Source organism: Alkalibaculum sporogenes (genome assembly GCF_009362815.1).
Lineage (GTDB): Bacteria > Bacillota > Clostridia > Eubacteriales > Alkalibacteraceae > Alkalibaculum_A > Alkalibaculum_A sporogenes.
The window spans coordinates 100,117-112,484 of the sequence record NZ_WHNX01000011.1 but is presented as its reverse complement, the minus strand read 5'-3'; the positions used below and the strand labels follow the sequence as shown (position 1 = coordinate 112,484).

At 31.7% G+C, this 12,368-nt stretch carries 11 protein-coding genes; 7 read left to right on the top strand and 4 right to left on the bottom strand.

Annotation, left to right across the window (positions count from 1 at the left end):
- Positions 1–290: 290 nt before the first annotated feature.
- Positions 291–1,376 carry a GerMN domain-containing protein gene (locus tag GC105_RS08820; protein WP_152803802.1) on the bottom strand — a complete coding sequence of 362 codons (1,086 nt, stop codon included), beginning with the start codon at positions 1,374–1,376 and terminating at the stop codon, positions 291–293.
- A 446-nt stretch (positions 1,377–1,822) separates the two neighbouring features.
- Between GC105_RS08820 and GC105_RS08815 the strand changes: the two genes are divergently transcribed.
- From GC105_RS08815 to GC105_RS08800, 4 genes are all read left to right on the top strand, one after another.
- Complete coding sequence (locus tag GC105_RS08815; RefSeq protein ID WP_152803800.1) at positions 1,823–2,308, top strand: ferritin-like domain-containing protein; 486 nt, start codon at positions 1,823–1,825, stop codon at positions 2,306–2,308.
- 85 nt (positions 2,309–2,393) lie between these two features.
- Positions 2,394–4,097 (top strand): 2-oxoacid:acceptor oxidoreductase subunit alpha, encoded by a 1,704-nt coding sequence (locus tag GC105_RS08810; RefSeq protein WP_152803798.1) that lies wholly within the window; start codon positions 2,394–2,396, stop codon positions 4,095–4,097.
- Positions 4,084–4,932 carry a thiamine pyrophosphate-dependent enzyme gene (locus GC105_RS08805; RefSeq protein ID WP_152803796.1) on the top strand — a complete coding sequence of 283 codons (849 nt, stop codon included), beginning with the start codon at positions 4,084–4,086 and terminating at the stop codon, positions 4,930–4,932. The genes GC105_RS08810 and GC105_RS08805 overlap by 14 nt, the downstream gene beginning before the upstream one ends.
- A 363-nt stretch (positions 4,933–5,295) precedes the next feature.
- The gene (locus tag GC105_RS08800) at positions 5,296–6,423 is read left to right on the top strand and encodes an AI-2E family transporter (RefSeq protein ID WP_193708341.1); all 1,128 of its coding nucleotides are present in this window, start codon (positions 5,296–5,298) and stop codon (positions 6,421–6,423) included.
- A gap of 61 nt (positions 6,424–6,484) precedes the next feature.
- Here the strand turns inward: GC105_RS08800 and GC105_RS08795 are convergent, their stop codons facing one another.
- From GC105_RS08795 to GC105_RS08785, 3 genes are read right to left on the bottom strand one after another with little or no spacing between them, the layout of a single operon-like run.
- Positions 6,485–6,763 carry an ArsR/SmtB family transcription factor gene (locus GC105_RS08795; protein ID WP_152803792.1) on the bottom strand — a complete coding sequence of 93 codons (279 nt, stop codon included), beginning with the start codon at positions 6,761–6,763 and terminating at the stop codon, positions 6,485–6,487.
- Positions 6,735–7,340 (bottom strand): 4Fe-4S binding protein, encoded by a 606-nt coding sequence (locus GC105_RS08790; RefSeq protein WP_152803790.1) that lies wholly within the window; start codon positions 7,338–7,340, stop codon positions 6,735–6,737. The genes GC105_RS08795 and GC105_RS08790 overlap by 29 nt, the downstream gene beginning before the upstream one ends.
- Entirely contained in the window at positions 7,337–7,540 is a 204-nt protein-coding gene (locus GC105_RS08785; protein ID WP_193708340.1) for a 4Fe-4S binding protein, read from the bottom strand. The genes GC105_RS08790 and GC105_RS08785 overlap by 4 nt, the downstream gene beginning before the upstream one ends.
- 349 nt (positions 7,541–7,889) lie before the next feature.
- Between GC105_RS08785 and GC105_RS08780 the strand changes: the two genes are divergently transcribed.
- The 3 genes from GC105_RS08780 (at position 7,890) to GC105_RS08770 (ending at position 12,354) form a co-directional block, all read left to right on the top strand.
- Positions 7,890–9,065, top strand: a complete 1,176-nt coding sequence (locus GC105_RS08780; RefSeq protein ID WP_152803786.1) for a cation:proton antiporter domain-containing protein — start codon at positions 7,890–7,892, stop codon at positions 9,063–9,065.
- A gap of 275 nt (positions 9,066–9,340) precedes the next feature.
- Positions 9,341–11,428 (top strand): glutamine synthetase III family protein, encoded by a 2,088-nt coding sequence (locus GC105_RS08775; protein ID WP_152803784.1) that lies wholly within the window; start codon positions 9,341–9,343, stop codon positions 11,426–11,428.
- 212 nt (positions 11,429–11,640) lie between these two features.
- On the top strand, positions 11,641–12,354 hold the full coding sequence (locus GC105_RS08770; protein WP_152803782.1) for an alpha/beta hydrolase: 714 nt from the start codon (positions 11,641–11,643) through the stop codon (positions 12,352–12,354).
- Positions 12,355–12,368 lie beyond the last annotated feature (14 nt).

Genomic DNA, 12,368 nt, shown 5'->3' with positions numbered 1-12,368 from the left:
TAACCGCCATCAGCTTCCTTCAGACCCTTGTGTCGCCACAAACGCCCTTGCTTACAGCTTGCCTTCCCATTAGCTAGGTGGCAGGTTTTCTTTCAAACCATCAGCTCGGTATCATGCCTCGCAAACTAGGGGTCGCTGCCCACAGCGACCTGAGACCCAATAGAATTGACCCCATACTGTGTTTCGTAATTCTCGTGTTATACTTGAAGTACCTTATATTCGCGAGTAACCACAAGAAATACTATTGAAATTTCTTGTGGTTACTCGAATTTCGTTGGTTATCTTACTATTTAATCCATATTTACGCTTATGGTTTCTCCCTGTCTTAAAAGAATATGACCTGATTCATAGGGATTATTTTCTACCGTTAAATAAACTCTCTGTACGCCATAGTAGTTACCTATGGTATTTGTAATACTTTGTAGAACCATTGATTCATATGATGCACCTAAATTCATATCATCTATGAATTCCTTCGATAAGTCTATATAAGCAATATCATCTTGTCCTAAATACAAAGTGTTAATTTGTGTATTAGCACTTATTAAATTGATGTAGCTCTCCTTAGGAGCTTCTTTTCTAAGTAATTCTTGAATTTTTATTCTTGAAATATCGTTTGTATAAAAATTTAAGGAATTATGTTCTTTGTAAATTTTTCCATCTTCATGGGGGTAAAAAACGTCTAGTTCTTTTGTAAAAGGTGCATCTATCTTTATTTCACTTAGAGTCGATGTTACCTCTAAGCCTTCAGATGAAAATACTGTCTTTACTAATCCCACTCTCGGTGCATAATAGTCTTTTATAACACTATGTGGTCCTTCTGTTGTAACTTCAATAGCTTTGTAATTATCTAAAGATGTTTGTATTTCTACATTGATTTGTGAAATATAACGTATTCTATTTTCAGAAAGTGTCCACTGTGTACCTTTTTCTAAAGGTTCCATCAATAAAATTTCATGATCTACATCATCTGAATCTACAACATTTAATAGATTATCCCTATAATAGCTTTCTTTTTTAGATAGCAATACCGATAATTTTCCCTCTTTTATCTCTATTACATCTATAGATTCTGTTCCTCCATTATTAATTCTAGTTTGTATTCTATTTGTATTATTATCTATGTAGTCTGTAAATACAGTATATGAGGCGTACTCATTTCCTTCACCAACATAGATATAATTTTGATCTGATTCAAAGGAAATGTAATCTTCTATGGCTAATAGCTCTTTTTCTGAAGGACTTTCATCACCAGGCAATTCACTAGGTGTATCAACTTCATTAGGATCTTCTGGGGAAGTGCCTATATTATTTGTACAACCTATAGCCAGTATTAGAACAAAAATTAGAATAACAATTATTATACTTTTCTTCATGACTTCCACCTTCCTTGTCTATTATTATTATCTATAAATCAGAATATCATAATACTGTAAATTAGTAACACTTCAAATTTATGAACTTATTTTATTCGATTCTAGCTATAATAACCTCCTTAAATGATTTTCTTTTGATTATAATATAGATACCCAGATTCTAATTAATTAATCTAATATCACTATATATTGTGTGCATCGTTAAACATATCGTTCTTTAAAAACATGATGTAGTGCTTCTCTTTTTTTGTTGCCACTGTCAGGGTTGGCGAGGTATTTAGCGGCTGAAAGGAGCTAGAAGTCCGCAAATTACGGCGAGAGCAATACCTAATTTATCTAGCTTGAAAGTTAAGAGAAAAAAATAAAACTGTTTGATTAAATTACTAAAAGGTAATAATAGTATTATAGAAAGTATATTATACAGAAATTTTTTAGGAGGTTATATAATGAATAGTATAGAATTTGCAATTAATATGGAACTTGAGGGAGAAAAATATTACACAGAGCAAGCTGAATTAAACAGAGACAACAATCTAAGTACTGTATTTCTTATATTAGCAAAAGACGAAAGAGACCATGCTGATATCCTAAGAAATAAATCAAAAAACTTGCCATTTGAATTAAATAAAAGTAATGTCTTAACTGAATCAAAAGGAATTTTCAAACAGTTAGGGGAAGGTAAATCTATAATCAATGACACAGCACTTCAGTTAGACGTATACAAATCGGCATTAGATACCGAAAAGCGAAGCATTGATTTATACAAGGATTTATTAGATCAAACAGAAGATGAAAGAGAAAAAGAAGTTTTCGAATTCCTTGTAGAACAAGAAGAAGAGCACTATAAAATATTAAATGAGCTAATAATTCTTTTGACAAGGCCTGAGGAATGGATTGAATCAGCCGAATTTGGCATAAGAAAAGATTATTAACGTTAAAGATACATACTATGAATGTAGCAAGTTTAACAGCTTCTAAGTACAACAATACTTGTTTACACAAGGAAGGGGAAAAGGAATGAGAGAATCATTGACAATTGTTATCTCAGGAGAGGCAGGACAAGGATTACAAACTTGTGAAGATTTGATCATGAACTCATCATCAAAACAATATTACGTATACTCATGTAGCGACGTGATGAGCAGAGTAAGAGGAGGTAATAACACCGTTGAGATACGAGTTAGTAACTTCCATGTATACGCATATAAGAATAAGATAGATATTTTATTCTTACTTAATGATCATTCTTTTGATAGGCTTAAAAATAGAATAGGGGATAATACAATAGTTTTTGGTGAAGAAAGCTTTGCTTCTAGAAGTTTTATAGAAAACAAAAATGGTAAATTTATAGAACTTAATTTAGAATATTTAGCAAAAAAAGCTGGCAGCAAATTATTTACTAATACTATTTTATATGGGTTTACTGCAGGTTTACTAGATCTTGACTCTGATAAATGCCACAGACAAATTGAGGATAGATTTAAAAAACTTAATGATAATATAATATCCGATAATAAAAAAGCATTTGATATAGGTTATCAAGATCTGAAAAAAAATAATATTCAAATTAAGGTTACTAAATCTGAAGAAGCAAAAAATTATAAAGTATTACACGGAAACACTGCAGTAGGGATAGGAGCTTTGGCAGGAGGTTGTAATTTTATAAGTGCCTATCCAATGTCACCTGGAACTGGTCTACTAGAATATTTAGCTGAAAAATCACAAGATTTTGAAGTAATAGTTGAACAAGCAGAAGATGAAATTGCAGCTTTGAATATGGTTATTGGTGCATGGTATGGAGGGGCTAGGGCAATTACTACTACATCAGGTGGTGGTTTTTCCCTCATGCATGAAGCTGTTAGTCTCTCAGCCATGACAGAAACACCATGTGTCATACATCTTGCACAAAGACCTGGTCCTGCAACGGGATTACCTACTAGAACTGAACAAGCAGATTTAACTAATGCAGTATATGCAGGGCATGGAGAGTTTTCGCGAATCGTTTTAGCACCAGGTAAACTTGAAGATGGAGTTCTTTTAACTCAAAAAGCTTTTTATTTTGCTGACAAGTATCAAGTACCAGTTATTATTCTTACTGATCAACATTTCTTAGAATCAATTGGTCAGATGAAAAAATTTACTCTCAATGAAAAGTATCTTAAATCTTATATTGTTAAAACTAATAAAGATTATAAAAGATACGAGTTAAATGAATCTGGCATTTCCGACAGAGGAATACCGGGCTATGGTGAAGGATTTGTGAAGGTGGATAGTGACGAACACGATGAGAATGGTTCCATAACAGAGGATTTTGACATGCGTGTTAAAATGAATAAAAAACGACTTGCTAGAAAACAGCTAATTTTATCCGATTACGTCGATGCTGATTTAATAGGACCAAAGACTTACAAGCATCTGATTGTAGGTTGGGGTTCTACTTACGGAGTATTAAAAGAATTTATAGAAGGTCGAGAGAAACAAGACACAGCTTTCTTATATGTAAAACAGGTATTTCCGCTAGATAAGAGGCTTTTAGACTATTTTAGCTCGAATAAGACTATTATAGTAATAGAAAATAACTCTACGGGACAATTTGCTAACCTATTACAACAGGAACTTGGTATTAACATACAACATAGAGTAAATAAATACAGTGGTGAACCTTTTTCTATTGAAGAAATAGAAAGAAGTTTAGAGGAGGTTCTAAATGAAAAAATTTGATTTTGACTATCCAATTGATATAGCGTGGTGTCCAGGTTGTGGTAATTTTTCTATAAGAGACACATTAATTGATGCTCTTCAAGAATTGGATATTAATCAAACTGATGTTGTATTCTCATCAGGAATTGGTCAAGCTGCAAAGATGCCTCAATATATTAACGCAAGCTACTTTAATGGATTACACGGCAGAGCATTACCAGTTGCTGTTGCTATTAAGGCAACTAACCCTAACTTGACTGTTATTGCCGAAGGTGGGGACGGAGATATGTATGGAGAAGGAGGAAATCATTTTATACATAATATAAGGAGAAACTCTGATATCACCCATCTCGTTCATAATAATATGGTTTACGGACTAACTAAAGGTCAAGCATCACCTACTAGCAAAAAAGATTTTACAACTCCTGTACAAGTTAGTGGCGTAACTAATGAGCCCTTTAACCCATTATCAGTTGCATTAACATTAGGAGCTACTTTTGTTGCCAGAACATTTTCAGATGAAAAAGAATTAACAAAAGAAATTATAAAACAGGCAATAAATCATAAAGGATATGCTTTAGTAGACATTTTGCATCCCTGTGTGAGTTTTAATAAAATTAATAATTTTGCTTGGTACAAAAATAACACTTATATTTTAGAAGAAAACTATGACAATTCAAATCTTATGGATTCTATGAAAGTCGCTATGGATACAGAAAAAATGGCACTTGGTATAATCTATAAAGGAAAAGAGCAATTAACATTTGAAAAGCAGTTAGCAGTTTATCAGAACAACTTAACTCCCATATCCTTTCGAAAGAGGGATTTAACTAGTGTAAATGAATTAATCGATTAATTTACCTAGCTTAATTGTATAGATATAATTATTAAAATAGTGACCATGAAATTTAGAAAGACAATGAGTCAAAGGGATGTAATGCATTTGACAACTGTCTGAAAAACCACAGAGAATCTCGCTTAGGGTATTTATCTGTGGTTTTTTTTAATTATCGCGAAGTAAGGAGCCAAGTGGCTGCTTGCAGACATTTGGCGACTACCGCGTAACCGCGAGAAACTCGCATAGCGTGTTTCTTGTGGTTGTTCTACTATCTTTCCAGTGTTATAATAAACATAGAAATATACTATATGAAAAAAATTTGTAGCATTTATCTAAAAAATACAATATATTGACTAACATTATTATTCAATGGAGGAAATCATGAACAGTAAAAGTTTCAAACAAAATATACTTATAGTTACCTATGGTATAATATTATTTTTAGCATTGATGAATCTTTCTAGTGTGTTAAATATGCTTAGTAAAGTGTTTTCAATAATAAAACCATTTCTTTATGGATTTATTATTGCATATGTTCTTAATATACCCTATAAATGGTTTAGAGAAAAATTATTTTATTCAATTGAAAGAAAAAACGCAATATCGCCTAAGAGTGCTAAAAATCTTTCCTTGTTAACTTCGTATATTACGGTAATCATTTTATTTACACTTATGTTCTGGTTTATAGTACCACAATTAGTAAGTAGTGTTACACAATTAGTTCAAAACGTTCCATCTTATATCCATTCACTTGAGTTATTAATTAATCAAATTGACGATTTTGGTCCTGGTGCCTTATATGAGGAACAATTTGCTAATATATGGACTGATTGGTTAGAGAGACTAAATTCAATATTAGCTGATATGATACCTCACATTGCAAATTATATTGTGAGTTTAACATCTGGAATTTATAATTGGATTATAGGATTAATTGTTTCAATTTATATTCTTAACGCAAAGGAACATTTGCTTCGACAGATGACGAGAGTATTATATGCATTTGGACCTCAAAAACATAATCAACGTATAATGGAACTTGCTACTCGTACAAATCGAATGTTTATAGGTTTTATTACAGGCAATGTTATAGATTCAGTCATCGTTGGTATTCTTTGCTTTTTAGGAATGAGTATTTTCAAAATGCCCTATGCACTATTAGTAAGTATTATCGTAGGAGTTTTTAACATAATACCAATAGTTGGACCATTTATTGGAGCAATTCCCGGTGTCTTTATTATTTTAATAGTCGATCCTTTTCAAGCATTGTTATTTACAATTTTTATTCTTGCACTTCAACAGTTTGACGGGAATATTATCAAACCACGAATATTCGGAGATAGAGTAGGTTTACCAAGTTTATGGGTACTGATATCAATCCTAGTTGGTGGAGGATTATTAGGTATTCCTGGTATGATCATAGGAGTTCCAACTTTTGCATTAATATACTCCATTTTACGCGATGAGGTAAATATCAGACTAGAAGATGATATTGATAAGAAGAAGTAATATGTAGCTACAGCGAAACTTGTGATGCGTGTTTCTCTGTAGCTAATTTTTATCAATTCTATTAGCAGTACTTCTCTTTTAATATCTCAATAACACTTAAAATTCTATCATCATGTATAAAATAAGTTATATTTTGTCCTTTTTTAGTTGAATCAAGTATACCATGTGCTTTTAACATTGATAGATGTTGTGATATGGCAGACTGAGTAATATTAGATATATTTGTAGAAAGTTCTCCAACTGTCATAGGCCCTTCAATAAGTAGACAAAGAATTAAAAGCCTATTTTCATTTGCTAGTACTTTTAGTAATTCAGCTACTTGTTTTGCTTTCTCTTCCATCTGATTCATCCTTTCTTATTTCCTTTAGTTTACATATTCCTTGTGTCATCGTACCCATTGGACAGTATATACACCAAGAACGTGGTTTAAAAAGAACCATAGTTATTATACCTAGTATAGTAGATGTAAGCATAACACTGTAAAAACCAAAAGCAAATTGAGTAATCCAAGGACTAATAGTTGTAGAATTTGCCCATTGCCATGGAACCTTAAAAGTCCAAAGCAAAGTAATTACTTCTTGTAATCCATTAGTCCCTTCAAATACCAAGTACGTCGCAAATAACATGTTCATAAACATTATCATAAAAAAAGTTAAAAATCCATAACGAAACCATTTCGTTCTAAGAAAATTTGGTATATCTCTATTTCTTGATAGTCTTAACTTTTTACCTAAAAGCTGAAACAATTGTCCTCTACCACAATAATTATTACAGTAAGCTTTTCCTCCACCAAATACTGAAATAAGAAGGGGAGTGATAAAACATATTAAACCTAGCCATGCAAAAAGTATATTTACAAATCCTAGAAGAAGATAAGTTAAAGAAAATATCCAAAGATAATTATTCCAGCGTTTCATTGGCTCTCCTCCATTTCTTGTATTTCTATAATAGATCCAGGGCAAGCAGACTTACATTTCCCACACCCTACACATAGTTCTACATCTACTACAGCTCTTATTCCTTTAAAAATATTAATAGCATTAAATGGACAAATGCTAACACATGTACCACATGCTACACATTGATTCGAAATTACTGCTTTCTTGATGTTTTTCATAACAAACATAAACCTCCATGTAATTAAGTAATTAAGTAATTACTAATATACTTTATTATAGTATATTAGTCAATAGCATTTCTGTTACATATAGTATAATTTTATATTAAATACAGCACATTATTACGAATTTAGCATTAAGTTTGCAAATAAAATATGCTATGATATAATTTTTTTATATTATATTTAAAAATAAGAGTGATGTAGTTCACCTTTAACTATTAAATATTCCGTTAATGACTTCTGTAAGACATTACAATCAATTGTTTTACAGGAGTCATTATGCTAGATAGATTATCAGCACTTGAAAATATCAAGAAATTGATTATAATAATTTGGAGGAATAATATTGGCATTTAGTCTAGCAATAATTATATTATTAGGTTTACTTTGCAATGAAATATTTACTAAGTTAAAACTTACTGGCTTAATAGGAATGTTGTTACTAGGAGTATTAATTGGTCCCTATGGTCTAAATTGGTTGCATCAAGACATACTATTTATTTCAGAAGATTTAAGAAAAATAGCTTTGATAATCATTTTAATACGTGCAGGTTTTGGTATCAATCGTGATACTTTAACTAAAGTAGGGATATCAGCTTTAAAGTTAAGCTTTATTCCTGTAATCTTTGAAGGTGTCACTATTATGATAATAGCACAGTACTTTTTGGATATTAGTAAGATAGAGGCAGGAATGCTTGGATTTATCATTGCGGCAGTATCACCAGCTGTTATTGTTCCTCAAATGCTTTCTTTTATTGATAGAGGAAAAGGGGAGAAAAAGGGAATTCCAACTATGATACTAGCTGGAGCCTCTGTAGATGATGTAGTCGCAATTACTATATTTTCAAGTTTTGTAGGAATGTATGGTGGACAAAATATGAAATTTTCTAGTCAATTGTTAAACATTCCTTTATCTATTTTGACAGGAGTACTAATAGGCATCATTCTAAGTTTTATACTACTCTATTTATTTAATCACTATATTATTAGAGATACAAAGAAAGTATTAATGATTCTAGCTTCAGCTATTTTACTTACAACTTTAGAAGATATTCTTCACGATATAATTCCTATCGCCGCACTATTAGGCGTTATGATAATAGGTTTCATAATATTAGAGAAAAAAAAGGATTTAGCAATAGACTTGTCTGATAAATTCAATAAACTATGGATATTTGCTGAAATTATTTTATTTGTTCTAGTAGGAGCCCAGGTAGATATACACCTTGCAGCACAAACAGGATGGATTGGCATGCTAATTATTTCCATAGGACTCATAGCAAGATCTGTCGGTGTATACCTGTCGTTATTAGGGACAAATCTATTGTTAAAAGAGAAGATGTTTTGTATCGTTTCTTATCTACCTAAAGCAACAGTTCAAGCTGCTATTGGCGCAGTACCACTATCCATTGGAGCGCCTTCAGGTGAAATTATATTAGCATTAGCTGTATTAGCTATTATTATTACAGCACCTCTAGGCGCAATTGCAATTAAAGTGATGGGCGAAAAGGTTCTAGAATGAATTGATAGACTCCGTTTCGAAAATAAATTTTACTACTGTATACTATAAATTTATTTCTAATTGAAAAAAAACAATATTTTAAACAGTTGCTCTTGAAAATAAATTAAATTTATGCTATAGTATATTAACAGTAAAAAAAGAGGGCATTGTCGCCTGAATTATATAATCTTTTTGAACATAGCGTTCTCAAGATTCATTTGAGTAACGCTTTTTTTGTAGCTAAAAATATATAAATTTATTAATAGAGCATTGCTCATTTAAGGAGGAATAAAAAAATGGAAAATCTAACGCAAATTTTTGGAACTAATGTGTTTAGTGAAGAAGTGATGAAACAAAGACTTCCCAAAGATACTTTTAAAAGATTAAAAAGGACACTTGACTTAGGCGAGGGATTATCTCCTGATGTTGCTGAAGTAGTAGCTAGCACTATGAAAGATTGGGCTGTAGAGAAAGGTGCTACACATTATACTCATTGGTTCCATCCAATGACTGGTAAAACAGCTGAAAAACACGATTCTTTTATAGAACCTACTGGTGATGGAAGAGTTAATTTAGAATTTTCAGGCAAACAATTAATTCAAGGTGAACCAGATGCTTCTTCTTTCCCTAATGGTGGTTTGAGAGCTACTTTTGAAGCAAGAGGTTATACAGCATGGGATGCTACTTCACCAGCTTTTGTAAAAGACGGCACTTTATACATACCTACAGCGTTTTGTTCATACTCTGGTGAGGCATTAGATAAAAAAACACCTTTACTACGTTCTATGCAAGCCGTATCCGAGCAAGCCGTACGTATTTTAAAATTATTTGGCGATAAAGAAACAAAAAAAGTTACTTCTACTGTAGGACCTGAGCAAGAATATTTTATTATTGATAAAACTTTATCTCAACAAAGAAAAGACCTTATGTTTACTGGTAGAACCTTATTTGGCGCATTACCGCCTAAAGGGCAAGAGTTGGATGACCACTACTTTGGCTCTCTAAAAGATAGAGTATCCGATTTCATGAAAGATTTGGATGAAGAACTATGGAAATTAGGTATTTCTTCAAAAACAAAACATAATGAAGTAGCCCCTGCACAGCACGAAATGGCTCCAATTTTCTCAACTACTAATATAGCAACAGATCACAATCAACTTGTTATGGATACATTAGTAAAGGTAGCAAATCGTCATGACTTAACTTGCTTGCTACACGAAAAACCATTTGCAGGCATAAATGGTTCAGGTAAGCATAATAACTGGTCTTTAGGTACAGATAAAATGAATCTACTTGAACCTGGAGTGACACCACATGAAAATGCACAATTTTTAACATTTTTAGTAGCTACCATTGCAGCTGTAGGAAAATATGCACCACTATTAAGATTATCTGCTGCATCACCAGGAAATGACCACCGCTTAGGTGCTAATGAAGCACCTCCAGCGATTATATCTATATTTTTAGGCGAGCAATTAACAGATATAATTAATCAAATTAAAAATGGAGCTTTGACTTCTTCTACAAAACAAACTCATATGGATCTAGGTGTTACAACATTACCTAAGTTTCCTAAAGACGTAACCGACCGTAACAGGACTTCTCCATTTGCTTTTACCGGCAATAAATTTGAATTTAGAATGGTTGGTTCAACAATGTCTATTTCCGGTCCTAATATTATATTGAATACAATTGTTGCAGATATACTAAAAGATATGGCTGACAAACTTGAGAAAGCAGAAGACTTTAAGAGTAGCTTAAGCAAAATAATCGAAGAATTGGTTCAAGAAAACTTTAATGTTATCTTTGACGGTGATGGATATGATCCTAGCTGGGTTGATGAAGCTGAGAAACGTGGACTTCCAAACATTAAAACATCTGTAGAAGCTATTGAAATATTTAATAAACCTGAATATGTAGCATTATTTGAAAAATTTGGCGTGTTTACTAAAGGTGAAGTATGTGCACGACAAGAAATAATGTTCGAAGAATATGCAAAAACTATAAATATAGAAGCCTTAGCAAGTATTCAGATTGCTAAGAAAGAGATTCTTCCTGCTGTATTAGAGTATGTTAGCTCTGTAGCAGAATCTATTACTAATATAAAGTCAGTGGTTAGTGATGCAGATGTGTCTGCGCAAATAGATATTGTTGTTAAAATTAATAACTTATATGCAGAGGCAAGCAAAGCATTAGCTGTATTAGAAAAAGATCTAAAGAAAGTTCAAGAAATTAAAGAGGTAGGAGAGCAAGCTAAAGCTTATAAGTTCGAAGTATTTGAAGCAATGCAAGCATTACGTGAGCCATGTGATGCTCTAGAAGAACTAGTTGCTGAAGATTTCTGGCCATACCCTTCATACGGTGATTTACTATTTAGAGTTTAATATGTATAAATATTTATTTAAATATTATAATTTTTCTAAGCTTGAAGATACTATAAAAGTATCTCCAAGCTTATTTTTTTATCATGAAAAAAACGAGTGAACATGGATATCTATAAGAAGAATTAATGAATACTTAATAATAATCTAATAAAATTTACAGTAATAAAAGCTTAGAATGTAGATAAAAGAATAATGAATATGGAGAAATCACAATGAATAAAAGAATGAATAGTAAAACTGGATATCTGTTAATCCATGGTTTCGGCGGAAACATTAATGAGGTTGCACCTTTAGCAGACTTTTTAAAAGAAGGAGGGTATATAGTTTTATGTCCTGTATTAAAAGGGCACACAGGTAAACGAAGTGATTTGTCTAAATATTCATACCAAGATTGGATTCTTTCTGTTAAAAACAGCTATGATGAGCTTTCTATAAGTTGTGAAGAAATATATATGGTAGGTTTTTCAATGGGTGGGCTTATTGCCTTAGAGCTTTCAAGTCAACTTTCAGTAAATGCCATCGTAACATTAAATACACCTATCTATTTTTGGGATTTCAAGAATATTCTTTTGTATATTTTTCATGATATTAAAAATTTAAAACTAAACAATACTATTCGATATATACAATCTTGCACTAGTTTCCCAATTAAATCATTGATTAATTTTAGACTATTATTATTTAATACTAAAAGAAGTTTAAGTAATGTTAAGTGTCCATTACTTATTATACAATCTTTAAAAGATGACGCAGTAAAAGCTATAAGCGCAAATTATATTTATGAGCACGTGTCTTCAGAAGATACAAATATAAAATTTTATAATGAATCGGGACACCTAATTTTATGGAGTAAAGCTGCTAATAATGTCATTAAAGATATCTATGCTTTTTTTGAAGATGTAAATACATTAGATAAGTATATATAATTAAGAAAACTGGC